Below are 21,659 nucleotides of genomic sequence, written 5' to 3'. Positions count from 1 at the left end.
CCCATGGCTACTTACAACGCAGACGCCATCGAAGTCCTTTCCGGCCTCGACCCGGTGCGCAAGCGCCCGGGGATGTACACCGACACCACCCGCCCCAACCACCTGGCCCAGGAAGTCATCGACAACAGCGTCGACGAAGCCCTGGCCGGCCACGCGAAGAGCGTGCAGGTGATCCTGCACCAGGACAACTCGCTGGAAGTCATCGACGACGGCCGCGGCATGCCGGTGGACATCCACCCGGAAGAGGGCGTGCCGGGCGTCGAGCTGATCCTTACCAAGCTGCATGCCGGCGGCAAGTTCTCGAACAAGAACTACCAGTTCTCCGGCGGCTTGCACGGGGTCGGCATCTCGGTGGTGAACGCGCTCTCGACCCGGGTCGAGGTACGCGTCAAGCGCGACGCCAACGAGTACCGGATGACCTTCGCCGACGGCTTCAAGGACAGCGACCTGGAAGTCATCGGCACGGTCGGCAAGCGCAATACCGGTACCAGCGTGCATTTCTGGCCGGATCCGAAGTATTTCGATTCGGCGAAGTTCTCGGTCAGCCGCCTCAAGCATGTGCTCAAGGCCAAGGCGGTGCTGTGCCCGGGCCTGAGCGTGGTGTTCGAGGACAAGAACACCGGCGAGCGCGTCGAGTGGCACTTCGAGGACGGCCTGCGCTCCTACCTGACCGACGCGGTCGCCGAGCTGCCGCGCCTGCCCGATGAACCCTTCTGCGGCAACCTCGAAGGTTCCAAGGAAGCGGTGAGCTGGGCCCTGCTGTGGCTGCCCGAGGGCGGTGAGTCGGTGCAGGAAAGCTACGTCAACCTGATTCCCACGGCCCAGGGCGGCACCCATGTGAACGGCCTGCGCCAGGGCCTGCTCGACGCCATGCGCGAATTCTGCGAGTTCCGCAACCTGTTGCCGCGCGGCGTCAAGCTGGCGCCCGAGGACGTCTGGGAGCGGATCGCCTTCGTCCTCTCGATGAAGATGCAGGAGCCGCAGTTCTCCGGGCAGACCAAGGAGCGCCTGTCGTCCCGCGAGGCGGCGGCGTTCGTCTCGGGCGTGGTGAAGGACGCCTTCAGCCTGTGGCTCAACGAGCACGCCGAGATCGGCCTGCAGTTGGCGGAACTGGCGATCAGCAATGCCGGGCGTCGCCTCAAGGCGGGCAAGAAGGTCGAGCGCAAGAAGATCACCCAGGGGCCGGCGCTGCCCGGCAAACTGGCCGACTGCGCCGGACAGGAACCGATGCGCGCGGAACTGTTCCTGGTCGAGGGCGACTCCGCCGGCGGCTCGGCGAAGCAGGCGCGGGACAAGGAATTCCAGGCGATCATGCCGCTGCGCGGAAAGATCCTGAACACCTGGGAAGTGGACGGCGGCGAGGTGCTCGCCAGCCAGGAGGTCCACGACATCGCGGTGGCCATCGGCGTCGATCCGGGCGCCAGCGACCTGGCTCAGCTGCGCTACGGCAAGATCTGTATCCTCGCGGATGCCGACTCCGATGGCCTGCACATCGCCACGCTGCTCTGCGCGCTGTTCGTCCGTCATTTCCGCCCGCTGGTGGAAGCCGGCCACGTCTACGTGGCGATGCCGCCGCTGTACCGCATCGACCTCGGCAAGGAAATCTACTACGCCCTCGACGAAGCCGAGCGCGACGGCATCCTCGAGCGCCTGGCCGCCGAGAAGAAGCGCGGCAAGCCGCAGGTCACCCGCTTCAAGGGCCTTGGCGAAATGAATCCGCTGCAACTGCGCGAGACCACCATGGATCCGAATACCCGACGGCTGGTCCAGCTCACCCTGGAGGACGCCACCGGTACCCTGGAGATCATGGACATGCTGCTGGCCAAGAAGCGCGCCGGTGACCGCAAGTCCTGGCTGGAAAGCAAGGGCAACCTGGCCGAGGTGCTGGTCTGATGCGCCGCCTGCTGGCCATCCTCGGCCTGTTCGGGGGCCTGGTCCAGGCGGCCGAGGCGCCGCCAGAGCCACCGGTTCCGGCAGCCTTGAGCTTCATCTCCGAACATGCGGTGGAGGGCATGCGCGGCGGCAACCTCTCCGGGCTGGCCTGGTGTGGCGGCGCGCTGTGGACGGTTTCCGACCGCGACGACGACCGCCTGTATCGCCTGCAACCCTCGGCCGAAGGCTCCGACCAGCCCTGGCAGGCCGAGGCCGAGAGTTTCATCGCTCCGACCCCGCCGGACAGTGGGTTGCCCTGGGGCATGAGCACGCGGGTCTGGCTCAGTGGCCTGGTGCGCGGCGGCAACCTCGACTTCGAAGGCATCGCCTGCGATGCCGCCGGCAATCGCTACCTGGTCAGCGAGGCGCACGCGGCGGTCCTGCAACTGCCGGTGAGCGGCGCGCCGAACTGGCTGCGCCTGCCGCCCGGCCTGCTGCCGCAAGCGCGGGCCAGCGGCATGCTGATGAATTTCAACGCGCTGTTCGAAGGGATCGCCGTCGACCCCGAGGGCAAGCGCCTCTGGCTGGCTGCCGAGCGCGAGCGCCGCGGCCTGCTGGTGGCCCACCGCGACAACAGTGCCTGGCGCTACGAGGGCAGCTGCGTACTGCTCGCCGAGGGCGGCAAGATCGAGCCGCCGCCGGAACTGGGCAGCGCGCGCAAGCTGCCGAAGGATTTCTCCGACCTCGCCTTCTACCGCGGCAAGCTGTTCACCCTGGAGCGCCTGGCGCATCAGATCTGCCGCCGCGACCTGGCCCAGGCCAAGGTCGAGCGCTGCTGGTCGTTCGCCTCGGCGGTCCTGGCGCCGGAGCGTCGCTACGAGCTGCCTTATGGCGTCGCGGAAGCCCTGTCGCTGGACGACAAGGGCGCCTGGCTGGGCATCGACAATGGCGACCATGCGCGCGCCGATGGCGACGTGCGGCCCTTCGTCCTGCGCTTCGCCGCGCCCGCCGGCGGCTGGTTGGGGGACAAGTGACGCAACAGGCGCCCGGTCAGCGGCTGGGACGGATCATGCTGGTGCTGGCGTGGATCGCCGGCCTGGCGCTGGCGACGCGCTATTTCGGCGTCTGGGAAGATCGACAGCGCAACCCGAACCAGGCGCCGCAATCGATCCATGGCGACGGCTACATCGAGTTGCGCCTGGCCAGCAGCCGCCAGGGCCATTACCTGCTGAACGGGCAGATCAACGGCCAGGGCGTGACCTTCCTGCTCGATACCGGGGCGACCCAGGTGGCGGTGCCGGAAGCCCTGGCGGCAAGACTCGCGCTGGAGCGCGGCGCGCCGATCACCCTGAGCACGGCCAACGGCCGCGCCACGGGCTGGCGCACGCGGCTGGACCAGCTGCAACTCGGCGATATCCGCCTGTCCGGGGTCGCGGCGCTGATTGCGCCGGGCATGGACGGCGATGAGGTGCTACTCGGCATGAGCGCCCTGAAACAACTCGAATTCACCCAGCGCGACGGCACCCTGGTGCTGCGCCAAAACACTTCTCCGTGAGGTACGCATGAGCGAATCCCTCGATCTAAGCCTGGAAGGGGTCGAACGCCGGTCGTTGGCCGAGTTCACCGAGCAGGCCTATCTGAATTATTCCATGTACGTGATCATGGACCGCGCCCTGCCGCATATCGGCGACGGCCTGAAGCCGGTGCAGCGACGCATCGTCTACGCCATGAGCGAACTGGGGCTGGATGCCGATTCCAAGCACAAGAAGTCGGCGCGCACCGTCGGCGACGTGCTCGGCAAGTTCCACCCGCACGGCGACTCGGCCTGCTACGAGGCCATGGTGCTGATGGCGCAGCCGTTCTCCTATCGCTATCCGCTGGTGGACGGCCAGGGCAACTGGGGGGCGCCGGACGATCCCAAGTCCTTCGCCGCCATGCGTTATACCGAGGCGCGCCTGTCGCGCTATTCCGAGGTGCTGCTCAGCGAACTGGGCCAGGGTACCGTGGACTGGGTACCGAACTTCGACGGCACCCTCGACGAGCCGGCCGTGCTGCCGGCCCGCCTGCCCAACCTGCTGCTCAACGGCACCACCGGCATCGCGGTGGGCATGGCCACCGACGTGCCGCCGCACAACCTGCGGGAAGTCGCGTCGGCCTGCGTGCGCCTGCTCGACCAGCCGGGCGCGACGGTCGCCGAATTGTGCGAACACGTGCCGGGCCCGGACTTCCCCACCGAAGCCGAGATCATCACCCCGCGCGCCGATCTGCAGAAGGTCTACGAGACTGGCCGCGGTTCGGTGCGCATGCGCGCGGTGTACCGCGTCGAGGACGGCGACATCGTCATCCACGCCCTGCCGCACCAGGTGTCCGGTTCCAAGGTGCTGGAACAGATCGCCGGGCAGATGCAGGCCAAGAAGCTGCCGATGGTGGCCGACCTGCGCGACGAGTCGGACCACGAGAACCCGACCCGCATCGTCATCATCCCGCGTTCGAACCGGGTCGATGTCGAAGAGCTGATGACCCATCTGTTCGCCACCACCGACCTGGAAACCAGCTACCGGGTCAACCTGAACATCATCGGCCTCGACGGCAAGCCGCAGGTCAAGGACCTGCGCCAGTTGCTCTCGGAGTGGCTGCAGTTCCGCATCGGCACCGTGCGTCGACGCCTGCAGTTCCGCCTGGACAAGGTCGAGCGCCGCCTGCATCTGCTGGATGGCTTGCTGATCGCCTTCCTCAACCTCGACGAGGTGATCCACATCATCCGCACCGAGGATCAGCCCAAGGCGGTGCTGATGGAGCGCTTCGAACTCAGCGAGGTGCAGGCCGACTACATCCTCGACACCCGCCTGCGCCAGTTGGCACGCCTGGAAGAGATGAAGATCCGCGGCGAGCAGGAAGAGTTGCTGAAGGAGCAGAAGCGCCTGCAGACCCTGCTCGGCAGCGAGGCCAAGCTGAAGAAGCTGGTGCGCGAGGAGCTGATCAAGGACGCCGAGACCTACGGCGACGACCGCCGTTCGCCGATCGTCGCCCGCGCCGAGGCCCGCGCGCTGTCGGAAACCGAGCTGATGCCCACCGAACCGGTGACCGTGGTGCTCTCGGAAAAAGGCTGGGTGCGTTGCGCCAAGGGCCACGACATCGACGCCGCCGGCCTCTCCTACAAGGCCGGCGACGGCTTCAAGGCCGCCGCGCCGGGACGCTCGAACCAGTATGCGGTGTTCATCGACTCCACCGGGCGCAGCTACTCGCTGCCGGCCCACAGCCTGCCGTCCGCGCGAGGCCAGGGCGAGCCACTCAGCGGCCGGCTGACGCCGCCGCCGGGGGCCAGCTTCGAATGCGTGCTGCTGCCGGACGACGATGCGCTGTTCGTGATCGCTTCCGACGCCGGCTATGGTTTCGTGGTCAAGGGCGAGGACCTGCAAGCCAAGAACAAGGCCGGCAAGGCCCTGCTCAGCCTGCCCAACGGCTCCGCCGTGGTGGCGCCGCGCCCGGTGCGCGATGTGGAGCAGGATTGGCTGGCGGCCGTGACGACCGAGGGCCGTCTGCTATTGTTCAAGGTCTCCGACCTGCCGCAGCTCGGCAAGGGCAAGGGCAACAAGATCATCGGCATCCCCGGCGAACGCGTGGCCAGCCGCGAGGAGTACCTCACCGACCTGGCTGTTCTGCCAGCCGGGGCGACGTTGGTCCTGCAGGCTGGAAAGCGTACCCTGTCGCTCAAGGGCGACGACCTGGAACACTACAAGGGGGAGCGGGGCCGGCGAGGCAACAAGCTGCCGCGCGGTTTCCAGCGCGTCGACAGCCTGCTGGTGGATATTCCGCCACAGGATTGAAATGAGCCGTTACCGGTCTCCGATCTCTCGCATATCCGCAAGAGAATGGCGAAAGCGGCCTCTTCCGAGGCCGGCTTTCCGGGGGAATGTCGTCTCCCTGGCGGGTTCCGCCGGGTTTTCCCCTGACGCAGGTGGTCCGAAACCGGTTTCGGAATACGCTCTGCCTCTGGAGCTATGGCGCTGGTTAGGGGATGATACGCCCCTTCGGCCGCCGTTTCCGATGGCGGGTGGCCAGTAGAATTCAAGTCTTGCATCAGTAGTGCCGATCTTCGGCGAAATACGGTGGTTCTCGATGAGCGCGTGGCGCGTCTTCGCATGTCTTTCCCTCGTCAGCCTGCTCGGGCTGACGGGTTGTGCGGTCCATCCGCCGGCCCAGCTCTACCAGTTGGACGTCGGTGCCGCCGCAGTACCGAAAAAGGATGGCGGTGCGGCCGTCCTGCTCGGCCCGGTACAACTGGCCGACTATCTCAAGCGCGATGTGATGGTGCAGCGGCAGGCCGACGGTATTCTCAGCCTGTCCACCGACGCACGCTGGGCCGGCAACCTGGAGACCAATGTCAGCCAGCAACTGCTGCGGCAGATGTCCAGCGAGCTGGGCAGCAGCCGCCTGGCGCTGTTCCCGGAAAAACCTGGTTTCACCCCCCAGGTCCAGGTGATGCTGACCATCAGTCGCCTCGACTCCGGCCCCAAGCAGCCGGCGGTGATCGAGGCGCGCTGGCGCCTGCTGGACCAGAAGGGCGACCTGAAGGATAGCCGGGTGTTCCACGAGGAAGAACGGCACCAGGGCAGCATCGGCGACCAGATCCGTGCCCAGAGCGACCTGCTCAAGCGCCTGGCAGCGCAGTTGGCCAAGGACGTCAAGCCGATCGCCGTGGCGGCCGAGGCGCCGCCGCCGGCGACCGCGCGCAAGCCGGTGGCCAAGCCGAAGGCCAAGGAAGAGGAAGGTCCTAAAATGCCGCTGGTGGTGCCGATTCGCACCGATGCCGAGGTCTATCGGTTCTGATTGTCGAGAGCCGACCAGGAACAAGCCCCGCCGAAGCGGGGCTTTTTCGTTTCGGCGTCAGCGTGAGCGGCGCAACAGGAAGCGCAGGACCATGCCGGTGAGCGCCAGCAGCAGGCAGGGCAGCCAGACCCAGCGCGCCTCCGACTGCAGCACCAGCAATCCGCGTTCGCTGAGGAAGCGCGACAGACCGATCGGCGACACGGCGATCGGATGGAAGGGCATGAAGTAGCGGGCGTCGCTCCAGGGCCAGAACCAGGCGACGCCCAGCCCGCCATTGGTCATCGCGTCCAGCAGGCTGTGCGAGGCGGTGGCCAGCGCCACCCACAGCCCGGCTTTCAGCGGTCCGCTATGCAGCGGCCGGCAGGCGAAGGCGGCGAGCGCGCCGAGGATCGCGGCGAACAATAGCGAATGGCTGAAGCCGCGATGGCCGAAGGCATCGTGATAGGCGATGCCGAGCTTGAAGGCGACTACGTCGAAGTCCGGCAGGCAGGCGGCGAGCATGCCTGCCAGCAGCAGGCGTGGCGGGATCACCCGGCTGCCAAGGGCCAGTCCCACCGCCAGGACCGGCAGCGGGTGGGTGATCAGGGTGGTCACGGGCGGGCGCGGTCGTGCATGCGCGCCAGTTGGCGCTCGAGCATCGACGGATACGGCTCCAGCAGACGCTCGACGCAGCAGGCTCCTTCCGGACTGGCGATGGCGCGGATACGGGCGCGCTCGCGGACCACCGCGTCGTCGGCGATGCTGCGTTCGACCAGCAGCAGGTTGCGGCTGTGCTGGTTGAGGGCGAGGGCGTTCTGCACGGTTTCGTTGAGCAGCAGGTCGGCCTGGGTCTGTTCGCTGAGGTCTTCGCCGAGGCTCAGGCCCAGTTGCAACTGCAAGGTGATGCCGCTGTCGGCGACCTCGATCTGCAGGGCATGGCCGAGCGCGCGCATCAGTTCACCGCAGCAGAGCGCGTTGGTCAGGTAGTCGGCGCGGTTGTCGCGGCTGTGGAAGAGAATCAGGCTGCCGCCGTCGCTGAGCGTGTGCAGGCTGCCCTTGTACTGGCGGGCGGCCTGTTCCAGGCAGTCGCGATAGCGTTGCAGGAGGTCCACCAGGCGGCTGCGCGGCAACCGGCGCAACTGTTCCTGGGCGCCGAGCTGGATCGCCAGCACTGCACTGTGTTGCGGTTCGCGCGCAGCGGCGGGCGCCGCGGGCTGGTCCCCGGCTTCGGCTCCGTTCTCGTCGAAGGCGTCCTGGTCCAGCGGGTCTTCGTCGATGGAGGTGAATTCCACCGGCTTGGTCTCGTCCAGCAGGGCGTCGCCCAGCGGAATGTCGTCTTCCTCGAAGGCCGAGGCCTCGACCTTGCGGCTGCGCAGGTCGGCTTCGTCGTCCTCCAGCAGGATGTCGTCGAAGTTCTGCGGCAGCGGTGCTTCTTCCGGCTCCGGCGCCGGCGGCTTCTCCGGCACCAGGCGCTCTTCCAGGTCGCGCGCCAGGTCGCCCAGCTCGTTCTGCAGTTCGGCGCCGGGGGCCGGATTGTCCGGATCGCGCAACCAGACACGCAATTGCAACAAGGGTGTGGAAATCTGCCGCCCCAGGCGCAGGCTGAAATACAGGGCGAGGATCAGCAGGATCAGGCTGATCAGGCCCATGCTCTGCAGGCTGATCATCATCGGCTGCTGGAACTGCTGCATGTCCAGGCTGATGCGCAGGTGCCCGGCGATCACTTCCTGGAAGGTGATCGGCGTCGAGTACAGGCCTTCGGTGGCGCCGAGCAGGCTCTGCTTCGGACGGCTGCCGGCCTCGGCGAGGATGCGCTGGTCGACGCTGTAGATCGCCGCATGGGCCACCAGCGGGTTCTTCACCAGGTTGTTCAGCAGCACGTTGAGGCTAAGGATGTCGTTGGACACCAGCAACTCGGTGGCGGACGCGGCGGTCTGGGTGATCAGGCTCTGGCCCAGGGCATCGGCCTGCTGCTGCATGGCCTGGCGAAACTGCATGCCCATGACCCAGGCGTAGATCAGCAGGGCCAGGGCCACCAGGATCAGGCTATGGCTGGCGAGCCGCAGGGCGATCGGGACGCGGCGCTGGCGCAAGGCACGAAACAGCAGGAGGAAGAAATTGTCGGGCTTGACGGACGTGGGCCGGGTCACAGGGGGCTCGGTCTTCTGAAATAGAGGTATCGCGCAGTATAACCAGCGCCCCCCGAGGGGCAAAGGGCCGTTGACGCGCTTTCCAGGCCGCCGCGCGGCGGTTTCGCGGGTTTTCCCGGTCGGTTCCGACCGGTGGTGATGGCAAATGCTCGGCTCTGCGTCTCTCGGGTGTGCGGGAAAGCGGGTAGAATGGCGTCTTTTACCTGGCGGAGCTTACGCCTTGCGCGAAATTGTCCTGATCAACATCACCGGGGAAGACCGCCCCGGTCTCACCGCGGCCATCACCGGCGTACTGGCCCAGGGCGGGGTGAACATCCTCGACATCGGCCAGGCGGTGATCCACGACACCCTGTCGTTCGGCATCCTGGTGGAAATCCCGGATACCGAAGCCGGTTCCTCGGTCCTCAAGGACGTGCTGTTCACCGCCTACAAGCTGGACCAGCAGGTGCGCTTCACCCCGGTCTCGGAAGAGGACTACCGGCAATGGGTCGACGGCCAGGGCAAGGCGCGGCACATCGTGACCCTGCTCACCCGCCGGGTGACTGCCGAGCAACTGCAGAGGGTCAGCTCGATCACCGCCAAGTACGCGCTGAACATCGACCACATCGACCGTCTCTCCGGGCGCATGCCGCTGGACATGCCCGCCGACCAGGGCAAGGGCTGCATCGAGTTCTCGGTACGCGGCGAACCGGCCGATCCGGCGGCGCTGCGTGCGGAATTCCTCAGCGTCGCCCAGGAATTGAACGTCGACATCGCTTTCCAGCAGGACAGCGTGTTCCGCCGCAATCGCCGGCTGGCGGTGTTCGACATGGATTCGACGCTGATCGAGGCGGAAGTCATCGACGAACTGGCCAAGGCCGCCGGCGTCGGCGAGAAGGTCGCCGCGATCACCGAACGGGCGATGCGCGGTGAACTGGACTTCCGCGCCAGCTTCAAGGAGCGCCTGGCGCTGCTGCAGGGACTGTCGGAAGACGTACTGGAGGAGATCGGCGCCTCGCTGCGTCTGACCGAGGGTGCTGAAACCCTGTTCGCCGAACTCAAGCGCCTGGGTTACAAGACCGCCATCCTGTCCGGCGGCTTCACCTATTTCGCCCGTCAATTGCAGGCGAAGCTGGGGATCGACTACGTGTTCGCCAACGAGTTGCAGATCGTCGACGGCAAGGTCACCGGGGTGGCGGTCGAGCCGATCGTCGATGCCCAGCGCAAGGCCGACCTGCTGCGCGAACTGGCGGCGAAGGAAGGTCTGAGCCTGGAGCAGACCATCGCCGTCGGCGACGGCGCCAACGACCTGCCGATGCTCGGCCTGGCCGGCCTGGGCGTGGCGTTCCGCGCCAAGCCGCTGGTCAAGCAGTCGGCCAAGCAGGCGATCTCGACCCTGGGCCTGGACGGCATCCTCTACCTGCTCGGCTACCGCGACCGCGAAGGGCGAGCCTGAGGCCGGCGGGCGCCTCTTGCCGGCCCGGCAGCCACGAACCAGGTCGGTAGAGCGGAAAAGCAACGGGCGCCCAGGGCGCCCGTTCTTCATTCGTCTCCCGAGGAGAAGTCGTAGTCCATCGCCTGGCTCGGCCCCTGCAGGTAGTAGCCCTGGATGTAGGTGGCGCCGGCTTGCCACAGGGTGGCGAGGACGCTGGCGCTCTCGACGAAGGGGACGATGCTGAGCTTCTGCTGTTCGTGCAGTTCGGCGATCAGGCCCTTGAGGATCTCCTGGTTTTCCACCTGGTTGAGGTCCTGGACGAAGGAGCCATCGATCTTGATGAATTGCACGGTCAGGTGCTTCAGCGCGTTGAACGGATTCAGCGAGCAGCCGAACTGGCTGATCGCCGCCTGGCAATGCAGGGTGGCCAGGCCCTGGGTCAGTTGCTTGGCCTGCTTCAGATAGCTGGTGGCGTCGGCTTCGCTGATCTGGAACACCAGCGACTCCGGCGGCAGGCGCGCGGCCTTCAGCGCCACCCCGAGCCAGGGCAGCAGGCCGGGGTCTTGCAGACTGGCGCTGGACAGGTGGACGAACAGCTTGGTCTGGTGCCCCTTGGCGCGATGCTCGGCGAGCAGCTTGATCGAGTTGAGGATCACCCAGCGGTCGATCTTCTCCGCCAGCCCGGCTTCCTTGGCGGCATGCAGGAACTCCGCCGGCGGCACTTCCTGGCCCTGCGGATTGAGCAGGCGCAGGAGCACCTCGTAGTTCTCGTGGCTGTCGCCGCGCAGGCTGATGACTGGCTGGAACAGCAGGCGGAAGCTGTTGGTCTCCAGCGCCTGCTGGAGGATCGCGATGACGTCGCCGCGCTGGGCGGCGGCGGCAAGCTCTTCCGCCGGGTTGTACTGCTTGATCTGCGACCCGCCCTTGCGTGCCGCGTCATCGGCGCAGCGATGCGCACGGTTCATCACGTCCTGGGCCTTGGCGGTCTTCTCGTCGAGACCGGCGACGCCGATGCTGAGAGTGGCCTGGGCGCTGCGGCCGTTCAGCTCGAAAAGGTGGTTCTCGACTTTCTTCAGCAGTCGTTGCAGTGCCGCTTGCGCCTGCTCGGGAGTCTTGCCCTTGAACAGGGCGGCGAAGATCGAATCGCCGAAACGCGCCAGGTCGGCTTCCTCGCCGAACTGTTCGCGCATCAGTCCGGCCAACTGGCCGAGCAGCAGGTCGATCCCGGAAAGCCCGTGGTCGGCCTGGAGCGAGGGGTAGCCGTTGAGATGGATATAGGCCAGGGTCGACGGCTTGCGGGCGGTCACCGCCTGCTGCACGGCGGCATCCATCAGGTCGAGGAAGTGGCTGCGGTTGTAGAGTCCGGTGACTGGGTCCTGGCTGCTGACTTCGCGGAGCTTTTCTTCCAGTTCGGCGTTGTCGACCTCGCCGCGGATCACCACCTGGATGCAGGGTTCGCCGTCGTAGGTGGCGGCGGAGAGGCTGATGCGCGCCTTGAATTCCTGGCCGTCGAGCTTGACCCCGGTGCAAACCAGTTCGGTCTGGCGCTGGTCGTTCTGGTAGCCCTTGAGGAAATCCTTGAAGGCGCCCTGGTCGCAGGAGGCGATCAGGTCGATGACCGGCAGGCCTTCCAGTTCCTCGGCGTCCTCGTAGCCGAACAGCGCCATGTAGGAGCGGTTGGCGTAGATGTGCATGCCGTCGTGGACGTAGGTGATGGCGTCGACCGAGCTGTCGAGCAGCAACTGGCAGCGTTTTTCCGCCTCGCGCAGGGCCAGTTCGGCGGCGCGGCGCGCGCGGCGTTCGGCGAGGCCGGCCAGCTCGCGGTTGGCGACCAGCACCAGGCGCTCGTCCTCGCCTTGCGGCAGGGCGTCCTGGGCGCCGAGCATCAAGGCGTCGGTGATGGCGTCGGAGCTGTTGTCGGCCACCAGCTGGATGAACGGGATGTCGCGCGACTGGCGGCGCAAGGTGGCGAGCGCCTCGCCGGGCTCGAGACACTCGCTGGTCGGCGCGGCGATCAGCAGGTCCCAGCTTTGCTGGAGGGTCTCGGCGAGGTCCTCGGGAGAGGTCAGTCGATGTACGCGGGTCGCGTGGCCGGCATTGCGGAACAGACTGACCAGGCGTTCGGCTTCGTTCTGCGAGTCTTCCAGAATCAGCAGGCGGATGGTTTTCTTTTCGATGGCCATGGAAAGGGCTCAGTCCGCGTCCGGGCGGGCGCGAAAAGACGGCGAATGGAGGTGTCGGGGCAATCTACAGAGACTTCCAGAGCGAGTCAAAATCTTCCTCCCCCGCAGGCGGCCGGGCCACTGGCGCTGTGACCGGCTTATCGCTCGGGGTGTTCACCGGTTCCGCCGAACGGTATTCGAACTGGCTGAAGCTGCCGGTCGAGGCCTGCCGGCGATTCAGCACCGCGCGCCGCTCCTCGCCGTGCAGGTTGATCTGCACCCGGCTGCCCTCCTGGAACGGCAGGCGCGGGGTGATCACCGTCGCCGGCCGCGAGATCGCGGCGATTTCCGGCAGCAGCAGGGCGCGCAGGTAGTGGCTGCTCTGCTCGGTCTTGCGCAGCAGTTGCAGGCCGCAGGGCTGCGCCGCCGGGGCGATCATCTCGATGCCCATCTGCGTGCCGCCATTGCGCACCTGGCGGATCCAGCGCACCACCGCGATGCTCCACGCCTGGCCGGGAAGGTCCTGCAGGCCGACCAGTTCGCCCGCCTGCAGTTGGGCGGGCACCTCCTTTGGCCAGCTCAGGCAATAACCGCCGGGGCTGTGGTTGACGATGGGCAGGGCGTAGGTCGGATAGTCCTCGGTGGCGTCAGTCTGTGCGTGGGCCTGCGGGTGATCGGGCTGCCCACCGCGGGGCGACTGGTGCGGGCGGTACTCGATTTCCTCCAGCGGCATGCCGGGCTGCCAGTCGGTGACCTTCTGCGCATCGAAGGCGCCGGCCCAGGCGTCCTGGACGTCGGCCTTGAAGCGAGGCGCCTCGGGCGCTTCCTGGATCTGCAGGACCTCGTTGAACGGGCGGCGCCCGGCGAGGAAGTAGTGCAGGGCGCTCATGCCGATGCACAGGGTCAACTGGCCCTGGCCCTGGGTGCGCTGGAAGGTACGTTCGGCGATGTCACCCCAGGCCGAGGAGAGATGTTGCAGCAGGTCCAGGGTCACCCCTTCGATCAGCGGCAGGCGCGCCTTCGCGCGCTCGGCCTCGGGCTGCAGCAGGTATTCGCGGATCAGTTCGACCAGCGGCTGGGTGTCGATGCCCAGGGCATTGGCCAGTTGGGTCTCCGGGTACAGCGAGCGGTAGCGCGGCGGGCCGTCGATCTGCGGCACGGCGATGAACAGCGAGCCGGGCAGCGCCGCGCTCTGTATCGACAGCAATTGGCTCCAGGGTTCGAGCACCTCGGCGAGCCGTGCAATGTTGTTCTGGCGCATCTGGTTGCAGCGCGCGCAGCCGAGCAGCAGCGGTATCAGGTAGGCCTGCTCGACGCTCAGGCCGGGGGTGTGCTTGGCCAGTTCGTCGCGCACCGCGAGACGATGCACACCGCGCTGGCTGGCCAACTGGTACAGCTGGTGGAGTTCCAGCCAAAGCCCCTCGGGGACCGGGCAGTACAACTGGCTGGCACGGATCAGCGGGCCGCACAGGCTGCGGATCGCCCGCTGGATACCGACCGCGAGCAACTGCGCGCGGTCGCGGCTGTTGCGCGGCGCTTCCTGGACCACGATCAGCTTGTAGCCGATGGCCAGGTGGTTCTGCAGGGCCTGGCAGAGGTTGGCGATCTTGCGCGGCCGTTCGTCGAGGACGATGGCCTGGTTGAGGAAGTGCCGTTCCAGGTGGGCGCAGACGAAATGCACCTCTGGACGGAACAGTTCGAGCAGTTGCAGGCGGGCCTCGACGGGCAGCACCAACTGGTTGAGTTCGATCAGGCCCTGGTAGAGCTGGCGCGCGGTTTCCCCGAGGTTGGCCTTGGGCAGGTGCGCCAGCCAGTACTTGATGTCCTTCGGGGTGGCGTCGCAGAAGCTCAGGTTCTGCTGCGTCGGAGTGGGGACGCGCAACGAGAGGTGGGGGCTCTGGTTTTCCATGGGGGGTTAGACGGCTCCGCTACTGAAAAGGCTCTACGGGGGGATGAAGCCCCGGAGAGGTGCCGGACTTCCGATCGCCGCGGCTGCGCCTCCTCTTTCTTAACACGGGAGGCGGGTTCATCGTCGTGGCCAGGACAGGAACTGTGCGGCAGTCCGCTTTCCTGACCGAGGGGTCGGCACAGGCTCGATAGGACCTTTCCGAACTCTAGCAGCATCGAAATGGACCCGCAGCCTTCGGACGCCACGATCCCGCCGGGAGGTTCCGGCGGCGGGGAGAGATGGGACGGAGACGCTCGGGGTGCTCCGTCCCGGCGAGGTCAGGATTGTTTCGGCAGGGCCAGGCATTCGCCCATGCGCACCGGGCTCGCTGCCCCGAGGCCGTCGTTGAACGCGACCTGCTGCGGGCCGAACAGGACGATGGCGGTGGAGCCCAGCTTGAAGCGACCCAGCTCGGCGCCTTTTTCCAGGCGGATCGGCGCACGGGCGGCTTCGTCGTAGCGGAAGGTCTTCAGTTCGCGCTTCGGCGGCGTAACCAGGCCGGCCCAGACGGTTTCGATGGAGGCCACGATCATCGCGCCCACCAGCACCACGGCCATCGGACCGCGCTCGGTGTCGAACAGGCAGACCACCCGCTCGTTGCGGGCGAACAGCTCGGGAACGTTTTCCGCGGTGGTCTGGTTCACCGAGAACAGCCGGCCGGGAACGTAGACCATCTCGCGCAGGGTGCCGGCCAGCGGCATGTGCACGCGGTGGTAGTCCCGGGGGGACAGGTAGACGGTGGCGAAGTCGCCGCCCATGAAGGGCGCGGCCAGTTCGGCGTCGCCGCCGAGCAGTTCGGCCAGGCTGTAGCTGTGGCCTTTGGCCTGGAAGATCCGCCCGTGCTCGATCGGGCCGAGCTGGCTGATCGCGCCATCGGCCGGGCAGAGCACCGCGCCGGGCTCCTGGGCCAGCGGGCGGGCGCCATCCTTCAGGGCGCGGGTGAAGAAGGCATTGAAATGTTCATAGGCCTGCAGGTCCTCGACCTGTGCTTCGCGCATGTCGATCTGGTAGCGCCGGGCGAACCAGGCGATCAGGCGGTCCTTGAACCAGGTCGCCCGGCAGTCGGCGGCGAAGCCGATCAGCCGGGACAGCAGGTGGTGCGGCAGCAGGTACTGGCTGCAGATGAACAGACGATCTTTGAACGACATTCCTCAAACCTCTACAGGGGTATCGGGGTGGTTGCCCCATTCCGACCAGGAGCCGGCGTAGCCTTTGACCCGCGGGTAGCCCAGCGCCTTGGCCACCAGGTAGGTGAAGCCGGAGCGATGGTGGGTCTGGCAGTGGGTGATCACTTCCTTGTCCGGCGTGATGCCGAGGTCCTCCAGGACTTCGGCGATATCCGCGCGGATGCGCAGGGCGCGAGCCGGGTCCATGCCGGCGGTCCATTCGAAATTGATCGCGCCGGGCACATGCCCGGCCTTCGCGGCGAGCACCTTGGTACCGGCGTATTCGCTGGGGTTGCGCGCATCCCATACCGCCAGGTCGGCGGCGCCGAGGCGGCTTTGCAGGTATTCGCGGGTCGCGCTGGGCTCGTCGTGCAACGTCAGCGGCAGCGGGCCGTCGACAGGCGCCGGGACCTCGCGGTCGAGCACCTGGGCGTCGGCGATCCAGGCCGGCAGGCCGCCGTTGAGATAGTGGTAGCGGTGGTGGCCGATCACGTCCAGCAGCCAGATGAAGCGGCCCGCCCAGCCGCCGCCTTCGTCGTCGTAGACCACGTAGGTCGCCTCCGGGCGGTGGCCCAGCTCGCCGAACAGGGCTTCCAGGTCGGCCTTGGCCGGTAGCAGGCCGGGTGCCGGGGGTTGTCCCCACTGGGTGCGTTTGGGGTCGACGAAACGCGCGCCGGGGATATGCCCTTCGGCGTAGCGGGCGGCACTGGTCAGGTCGACCAGGATCAGCTCGGGCGCGCCCAGGCGCGGCGCGAGATCGCTGGGCTCGATCACCAATGGCAGGTCGGAGAAGACGGACATGCGAGTACCCCCGGGTTGAAGAAGGGCAGCAGTTTAACGGAAAGCGCGCCCGACCAGTGTGCCGGGCATGTCCCTCATTCCGTGCGGCGCTGGCGGCCGAACTGCTGGATCGCGCGCTCGGTGCACTGGGCGGTCTTGGCGAAGGCCTGGGCATGCAGGTCGCTGAACGGCTGGCCGCCGAGGTCGGCCAGGACCAGCATCACCACCCGCGAGCCGTTGCCCAGCGAGCGCAGCAGCAGGTGAGGTCCGGGGAACAGTTGGCGCAAGGGTTCGCCGAGGGCCGGCAGCAACTGGTCCTGGTTGTTCGGGCCGATGCGCAGCAGGGCAGGCTGCTGGAACAGTTTCTTCAGCAGCGGGCTGCTGGCAATCTCCAGTTGCAATTTCTCCTGGCCCGGTTCGAGTCCGGCGCTCTGCTGCGCCAGCACGTGTACCTGGGTGCGATCGGCCACCAGCAGCAGCATCCTTTGCAGGCCGCAGGCGCGCAGCGCATCGCGGGCACAGGCGGTGAGCTGCACCACGTTGCTGAACGGGCTGGGCTCGCGGAGCAACTCGGCGCAATGCTGCCGCCACTCGGCCAGGGCTTCCGCCGAGGGCGGCGGCGGGGGCGCCGCTTCGGCACGCCAGCGGCTGGCCTGCCAGGGCCAGATCAAGGCCACCGCCGGATGCCACAGCGGCGGCCGGGCGTGCAGGCGCGCGCTTTGCGCGGCGAGCATGTGCACCTGCTGCTGGACTTCGGTCAGCGGCTGGCCCAGGTACAGACCGGTCAGGCGCTGCCAGCGCAGCATGTGCGGCCCGTCCCAGCTCTGGTGCGCGGCGATGGCCAGGCCATTGGCGAGGAGAGTGCAGTTGGCCGGCTGGGTCAGCCAGCGGGCGAGATCGGGCTGGGCATCGAGTTGCTGTTGCTGGAGCAGGGGCGACTGATGGTCGCGGGCGATACGCAGGGCTCGAACCAGCAGGCGACGGTCGCAGGCGAGCAGGCGATAGCCCTGGATGACCCACTGCGGTAGCCGCCAGCGTTCGGCCAGCGCCAGGCAGATCGGCAGCAGGCGCATGCCGAGCAGTTCGCGCTCCACTCGCAGGGTCGGTTCGCCCTGTACCAGCACGCGTTGCTGCCATTGCTCCAGCAGCTGCGGGCGGGCGTTGGCCAGCGCCCAGACCGGAGCCATGGTCAGCAGGCTGCCCCAGTGGATTTCCTGCCAGAGCCTGGCCAGGCGCGCGCCGAACAGGCCGCTGGCCTGCTGCATGGCGTGCTGGCTGATCAGCAGCATCTGCCCGAGGACCCTGGGCATCTCCGCATCCTGGATACTCGGCAGGGTCTTCAGAAGTTGGCTCGCGCGCGCCAGGCCGAGGCGGCTGAGGGCCACCTCCAGGCTTTCCGCGGGGTTGTCGCGGGCGCTCTCGGCGCGATTGGCCTCGCGCAGGATGGACAACGCCAGCGTCGGGCTGCCCTGCAACTGGTCGGCGATCTCGCGCAGCGAGCGGCGGCTGTCGCTCAGCGCGGCGTGCAGGCCGGCATAGTGGCTGGCGGGGATCGGCAGGGGTTGCCGGTCGAGCTCTTCGAGCCAGGCGGCGAGGCGGTCTGTCATGGGTGTCGGGCTCGGTGTCGGCGAGGCGGCGAACTGGCTTTTCGAGTATTCGGACTATAGTCTTGCGGCTAGCAACCGATAACAAGAGGGAGCCTAGCAGTCCCCCTCCTTATCCTGTTCATTTCGCACGTCCGGTCCTCATGTCAAAAATCATCGGCATCATCGTCGTTTTCGCCAGTGTCCTCGGGGGCTTCCTGCTCTCCGGCGGCAAGATCGGCGCCATCATCCAGCCCTTCGAGGTCCTGATCATCGGCGGTGCGGCACTGGGGGCGTTCCTCCAGGCCAACCCGGGCAGCACGTTCATGGTGGTGCTGAAGAAAGCGCCGAAGATGTTCAGCAACCGCTTTACCCAGACCTACTACCTCGAGGTGCTGGGCATGCTCTACGAGATCCTCAACAAGAGCCGGCGCGAAGGGATGATGGCGATCGAGGCGGACATCGAGGACCCCGCGGCCAGTCCCATCTTCAGCAAGTACCCCGGCGTGCTGAAGGACGAACGGATGACCGCCTATGTCTGCGACTACCTGCGCATCATGTCCTCCGGCAACATGGCGCCGCACGAGCTGGAAGGCCTGTTCGACATGGAGCTGTCCAGTCTCAAGGAGGACCTGGAGCATCCGTCCCACGCGGTGACCAAGGTCGCCGACGCCCTGCCGGGCTTCGGTATCGTCGCCGCGGTACTCGGCATCGTCATCACCATGGCGTTGCTTGGCGAAGGCAGCCAGGCGGAGATCGGCCACCACGTCGCCGCCGCCCTGGTGGGTACCTTCCTCGGGATTCTCGCCGCCTACGGCTTCGTCGGCCCGCTGGCCGTCGCGCTGGAGCACGATGCCAAGGAAGAGTTGAACATGTTCGAAGCGATCAAGGCCTGCCTGGTCGCTTCCGCTTCCGGCATGCCGCCTTCGCTGGCCGTCGAGTTCGGCCGCAAGGTGCTGCTGCCCGCCCATCGGCCGACCTTCGCCGAGCTCGAGCAGGCCGTGCGTGGCCGCTGAGTGGAGGCACTGTCGATAGATGGACAATAACCAGCCGATCATCGTCAAGCGCGTCAAGCGCTATGCCGCCGGCCACCACGGCGGCTCGTGGAAGATCGCCTTCGCCGACTTCGCCACGGCGATGATGGCGTTCTTCCTGGTGCTCTGGCTGCTGTCTTCGGCCACCCCGGAGCAGAAGAAGGCGATTTCCGGATACTTCCAGGACCCCATCGGTTTCAGCGAAAGCGCCAGCCCCTACGTCATCGACCTCGGCGGCACGCCGACGCCGGCGCCGGACAAGACCCTCAATCCGCAGGTCCAGGCCCAGCCGGACTCCAACGAAAGCCGGATCAGCCCCGAGCAGGACCACCAGGTCAACGCCGACCAGGCCGAGAACCTCGCCGAGCAGGTTGAGCGAGAGCGCCTGGCGCTGCTGCTGCAGGAGTTGCAGAACAAGGTCGACGAAAATCCGATGCTCAAGGACTTCAAGGACCAGATCCACTTCGAGATCACCCGCGACGGCCTGCGCATCCAGATCGTCGACGCCGCCAACCGGCCGATGTTCGACCTCGGCAGCGCGCGCCTGCAGCCGTATTTCGAGGACATCCTGCTGGCCATGGCCGAGACCATCCGCCAGGTGCCGAACAAGATCAGCATCAGCGGCCACACCGACGCCAAGCCCTATGCCGGCAACGGTGACTTCGGCAACTGGGAGCTATCGGCCAATCGCGCCAACGCCGCGCGCCGTGCACTGGTCGCCGGCGGCTATCCGGAAGGGCAGATCGCCCAGGTTGTCGGCTATGCCTCGGCACGCCTGTTCGACGACAAGGACCCGCTGAACCCGGTGAACCGGCGGATCGACATCGTGGTCCTGACCCGCAAGGCGCAGAAGGCCATCGAAGGCGAGACCGGCGCTCCCGAAGCCAGCGCCCCCGCGGCTGCCCCGGGCGAGCAGCCGAAGCCGGCTGCCGAGGCACCGGCGGCGGGCGCGCAACCTTCGCTACCGGCGGACGAGGTGCAGAAGAAGCTCAACCTGTTCGACGACGGCGGCAGCCTGAAGCTGGAGCAGATCAAGGGCGACTGAGGTTCAGTAGTCCGTTTCCGGCATGCTTGCCAGAATGTGCCGGTAGCTGGCCATGCGTTGCGGCATGATGCGCCCGTCCTCCAGGGCCTGGAGCAGGGCGCAACCTGGTTCGCGGTCGTGCTTGCAGTCGCGGAAGCGGCAATGCCCGAGCAGGTCGCGGAACTCGATGAAACCGGCCTCGACGTCGTCTCGCGACACGTGCCCCAGGCCGAACTCACGGATGCCGGGCGAGTCGATCAGGTCGCCGCCGCCGGGAAAATGGAACAGTCGCGCGGTGGTGGTGGTATGGGTGCCCTTGCCGGTCACCGTGGAGAGGTCGCCGACACGGGTGTCGACACCTGGCAACAAGGCATTCACCAGCGACGACTTGCCCACCCCGGACTGCCCGACGAAGACGCTCACGTGACCGTCCAGCGCGCCGCGCAGTTCGTCCATCGCCAGGCCATTGAAGGCCGACACCTCGATCAGCGGGTAACCCAGGGTGCGGTAGACATTCAGCAGCGCATCGATGCCTTCGGCATTGCTCTCGTCGACCAGGTCGGCCTTGTTCAGCAGCAGCAACGGCTGGATGCCGGCATGTTCGGCGGCGATCAGGTAGCGGTCGATCAGGTTGGCGTGCGGTTCGGGACGCGGGGCGAAGACGATGACGATGCGGTCGACGTTGGCCGCTACCGGCTTGAGCAGCCCGCGCATGTCCGGGCGGCACAGCTCGGAGCGACGTGGCAATTGCGCGACGATCACGCCGATGCCCTGGTTGCCGGCACGCCAGACCACCTGGTCGCCGGTCACCAGTGCCGGCAGGTTGGCGCGCAGGTGACAGCGGGAAACCTGGCCGTCGGCGGACTCGACCTCTACCTGAACCCCGAAATGAGCGATCACCTGGCCGGTCTGCTCCGGTCCCAGGTCGCCGCCCTCCAGCTCTTCCACGGCACGCGACTCGCGACGGGCCGCTCGGGCCGCGCGTTCTTCCTGGATCTTTTCGATGCGCCAGCTCTGCCGGCGGGTCAAGTGGCGTTTGGCCATGATGCGTCCGCATGAAAAATCGGCGGCGAGTTTAACATGGGCGCGCGGCCATCATTCGCGCGGCGGCGTTCCACGCTAGAATGCACGGCATAGCGACTGGAGCGACTCCCCATGCAGAACCCGCAGAACCTTATCTGGATCGACCTGGAGATGACCGGCCTCGATCCGGACCGGGACGTCATCATCGAGATGGCCACCATCGTCACCGACAGTGACCTCAACACCCTGGCCGAAGGACCGGTGATCGCCATCCACCAGCCAGAGGAAATCCTCGCCGGCATGGACGAGTGGAATACCCGCCAGCACGGCCAGTCCGGCCTGACCCAGAGGGTTCGGGAAAGTACCGTGAGCATGGCCGAGGCCGAGGCGCAGACCCTGGCCTTCCTCGAGCAGTGGGTGCCCAAGCGCAGCTCGCCGATCTGCGGCAACAGCATCTGCCAGGACCGCCGCTTCCTCTATAGGCACATGCCCAGGCTGGAAGGCTACTTCCACTACCGCAACCTCGACGTCTCCACCCTCAAGGAGCTGGCTGCGCGCTGGGCGCCGCAGGTCCGCGAGAGCTTCAAGAAGGGCAACACCCACCTGGCGCTGGACGATATCCGCGAGTCGATCGCCGAGCTGCGCCACTATCGCGACCACTTCATCAAGCTCTGATCCGTCCGGGCCGGGCGGC

The 21,659-nt window shown here is 67.0% G+C and carries 17 protein-coding genes; 9 read left to right on the top strand and 8 right to left on the bottom strand.

Annotated features, from left to right (window positions below):
- Window positions 1-3 precede the first annotated feature (3 nt).
- The 5 genes from parE to M6E97_RS21830 all read left to right on the top strand — a co-directional run bounded on the left by parE (window position 4) and on the right by M6E97_RS21830 (window position 6,702).
- Complete coding sequence (parE, locus tag M6E97_RS21850; protein ID WP_003095690.1) at window positions 4-1,893, top strand: DNA topoisomerase IV subunit B; 1,890 nt, start codon at window positions 4-6, stop codon at window positions 1,891-1,893.
- Window positions 1,893-2,906: an esterase-like activity of phytase family protein gene (locus M6E97_RS21845; protein ID WP_174217645.1), complete on the top strand. Its 1,014-nt coding sequence runs from the start codon at window positions 1,893-1,895 to the stop codon at window positions 2,904-2,906. The genes parE and M6E97_RS21845 overlap by 1 nt, the downstream gene beginning before the upstream one ends.
- A complete protein-coding gene (locus tag M6E97_RS21840) occupies window positions 2,903-3,427 on the top strand; it encodes a retropepsin-like aspartic protease family protein (protein ID WP_033989617.1) in 525 nt (174 codons plus the stop codon). Before M6E97_RS21845 ends, M6E97_RS21840 begins: the two co-directional genes overlap by 4 nt.
- A gap of 7 nt (window positions 3,428-3,434) precedes the next feature.
- Window positions 3,435-5,699 carry a DNA topoisomerase IV subunit A gene (gene parC, locus M6E97_RS21835; RefSeq protein ID WP_003095687.1) on the top strand — a complete coding sequence of 755 codons (2,265 nt, stop codon included), beginning with the start codon at window positions 3,435-3,437 and terminating at the stop codon, window positions 5,697-5,699.
- A gap of 292 nt (window positions 5,700-5,991) precedes the next feature.
- The gene (locus M6E97_RS21830) at window positions 5,992-6,702 is read left to right on the top strand and encodes a PqiC family protein (protein ID WP_003110318.1); all 711 of its coding nucleotides are present in this window, start codon (window positions 5,992-5,994) and stop codon (window positions 6,700-6,702) included.
- Window positions 6,703-6,759: 57 nt separating this feature from the next.
- Here M6E97_RS21830 and M6E97_RS21825 read toward each other — a convergent pair whose 3' ends face one another.
- Window positions 6,760-7,296, bottom strand: a complete 537-nt coding sequence (locus M6E97_RS21825; protein ID WP_267261950.1) for a metal-dependent hydrolase — start codon at window positions 7,294-7,296, stop codon at window positions 6,760-6,762.
- Complete coding sequence (locus M6E97_RS21820) at window positions 7,293-8,831, bottom strand: YtjB family periplasmic protein (RefSeq protein ID WP_003095683.1); 1,539 nt, start codon at window positions 8,829-8,831, stop codon at window positions 7,293-7,295. The genes M6E97_RS21825 and M6E97_RS21820 overlap by 4 nt, the downstream gene beginning before the upstream one ends.
- Window positions 8,832-9,051: 220 nt before the next feature.
- On the opposite strand from M6E97_RS21820, the gene serB reads away from it, so the two are divergent.
- Entirely contained in the window at window positions 9,052-10,266 is a 1,215-nt protein-coding gene (serB, locus tag M6E97_RS21815) for a phosphoserine phosphatase SerB (RefSeq protein ID WP_003095681.1), read from the top strand.
- An 86-nt stretch (window positions 10,267-10,352) separates the two neighbouring features.
- Here the strand turns inward: serB and fimX are convergent, their stop codons facing one another.
- The 5 genes from fimX to M6E97_RS21790 all read right to left on the bottom strand — a co-directional run bounded on the left by fimX (window position 10,353) and on the right by M6E97_RS21790 (window position 17,908).
- Complete coding sequence (fimX, locus tag M6E97_RS21810; protein ID WP_003095680.1) at window positions 10,353-12,428, bottom strand: cyclic di-GMP-binding protein FimX; 2,076 nt, start codon at window positions 12,426-12,428, stop codon at window positions 10,353-10,355.
- 64 nt (window positions 12,429-12,492) lie between these two features.
- Window positions 12,493-14,316, bottom strand: a complete 1,824-nt coding sequence (gene fimW / locus M6E97_RS21805; protein ID WP_003095679.1) for a cyclic-di-GMP receptor FimW — start codon at window positions 14,314-14,316, stop codon at window positions 12,493-12,495.
- Between the two features lie 317 nt (window positions 14,317-14,633).
- Entirely contained in the window at window positions 14,634-15,503 is an 870-nt protein-coding gene (asd, locus tag M6E97_RS21800; RefSeq protein ID WP_034005285.1) for an archaetidylserine decarboxylase, read from the bottom strand.
- Window positions 15,504-15,506: 3 nt separating this feature from the next.
- Window positions 15,507-16,322 carry a thiosulfate sulfurtransferase gene (gene rhdA, locus M6E97_RS21795; RefSeq protein WP_033989618.1) on the bottom strand — a complete coding sequence of 272 codons (816 nt, stop codon included), beginning with the start codon at window positions 16,320-16,322 and terminating at the stop codon, window positions 15,507-15,509.
- Between the two features lie 74 nt (window positions 16,323-16,396).
- Window positions 16,397-17,908 carry an HDOD domain-containing protein gene (locus M6E97_RS21790; protein ID WP_003102046.1) on the bottom strand — a complete coding sequence of 504 codons (1,512 nt, stop codon included), beginning with the start codon at window positions 17,906-17,908 and terminating at the stop codon, window positions 16,397-16,399.
- A 140-nt stretch (window positions 17,909-18,048) separates the two neighbouring features.
- On the opposite strand from M6E97_RS21790, the gene motA reads away from it, so the two are divergent.
- Together motA and motB are read left to right on the top strand one after the other, a co-directional pair.
- Window positions 18,049-18,900, top strand: coding sequence for a flagellar motor stator protein MotA (motA, locus tag M6E97_RS21785; RefSeq protein ID WP_003095674.1), 852 nt, complete (start codon window positions 18,049-18,051; stop codon window positions 18,898-18,900).
- Between the two features lie 19 nt (window positions 18,901-18,919).
- Window positions 18,920-19,963 carry a flagellar motor protein MotB gene (gene motB / locus M6E97_RS21780; RefSeq protein ID WP_003095673.1) on the top strand — a complete coding sequence of 348 codons (1,044 nt, stop codon included), beginning with the start codon at window positions 18,920-18,922 and terminating at the stop codon, window positions 19,961-19,963.
- Between the two features lie 3 nt (window positions 19,964-19,966).
- On the opposite strand, the gene rsgA is transcribed toward motB, so the two are convergent.
- Window positions 19,967-20,986 carry a small ribosomal subunit biogenesis GTPase RsgA gene (gene rsgA / locus M6E97_RS21775; RefSeq protein ID WP_003113927.1) on the bottom strand — a complete coding sequence of 340 codons (1,020 nt, stop codon included), beginning with the start codon at window positions 20,984-20,986 and terminating at the stop codon, window positions 19,967-19,969.
- A 111-nt stretch (window positions 20,987-21,097) separates the two neighbouring features.
- On the opposite strand from rsgA, the gene orn reads away from it, so the two are divergent.
- Window positions 21,098-21,640 carry an oligoribonuclease gene (gene orn / locus M6E97_RS21770; RefSeq protein WP_003095671.1) on the top strand — a complete coding sequence of 181 codons (543 nt, stop codon included), beginning with the start codon at window positions 21,098-21,100 and terminating at the stop codon, window positions 21,638-21,640.
- Window positions 21,641-21,659: the final 19 nt, after the last annotated feature.

This window comes from Pseudomonas sp. B111 (assembly GCF_026428275.1).
In the GTDB taxonomy this organism is placed as follows: Bacteria; Pseudomonadota; Gammaproteobacteria; order Pseudomonadales; family Pseudomonadaceae; genus Pseudomonas; species Pseudomonas aeruginosa.
This window is presented reverse-complemented; position numbering and strand designations above follow the sequence as displayed.

Coding starts and splice junctions, on each gene's coding strand:
- rhdA (WP_033989618.1), bottom strand. CDS start 16,322: ATGTCCGTCTTCTCCGACCTGCCATTGGTGATCGAGCCCAGCGATCTC.
- motA (WP_003095674.1), top strand. CDS start 18,049: ATGTCAAAAATCATCGGCATCATCGTCGTTTTCGCCAGTGTCCTCGGG.
- parE (WP_003095690.1), top strand. CDS start 4: ATGGCTACTTACAACGCAGACGCCATCGAAGTCCTTTCCGGCCTCGAC.
- M6E97_RS21830 (WP_003110318.1), top strand. CDS start 5,992: ATGAGCGCGTGGCGCGTCTTCGCATGTCTTTCCCTCGTCAGCCTGCTC.
- orn (WP_003095671.1), top strand. CDS start 21,098: ATGCAGAACCCGCAGAACCTTATCTGGATCGACCTGGAGATGACCGGC.
- parC (WP_003095687.1), top strand. CDS start 3,435: ATGAGCGAATCCCTCGATCTAAGCCTGGAAGGGGTCGAACGCCGGTCG.
- rsgA (WP_003113927.1), bottom strand. CDS start 20,986: ATGGCCAAACGCCACTTGACCCGCCGGCAGAGCTGGCGCATCGAAAAG.
- M6E97_RS21845 (WP_174217645.1), top strand. CDS start 1,893: ATGCGCCGCCTGCTGGCCATCCTCGGCCTGTTCGGGGGCCTGGTCCAG.
- motB (WP_003095673.1), top strand. CDS start 18,920: ATGGACAATAACCAGCCGATCATCGTCAAGCGCGTCAAGCGCTATGCC.
- fimX (WP_003095680.1), bottom strand. CDS start 12,428: ATGGCCATCGAAAAGAAAACCATCCGCCTGCTGATTCTGGAAGACTCG.
- fimW (WP_003095679.1), bottom strand. CDS start 14,316: ATGGAAAACCAGAGCCCCCACCTCTCGTTGCGCGTCCCCACTCCGACG.
- M6E97_RS21790 (WP_003102046.1), bottom strand. CDS start 17,908: ATGACAGACCGCCTCGCCGCCTGGCTCGAAGAGCTCGACCGGCAACCC.
- asd (WP_034005285.1), bottom strand. CDS start 15,503: ATGTCGTTCAAAGATCGTCTGTTCATCTGCAGCCAGTACCTGCTGCCG.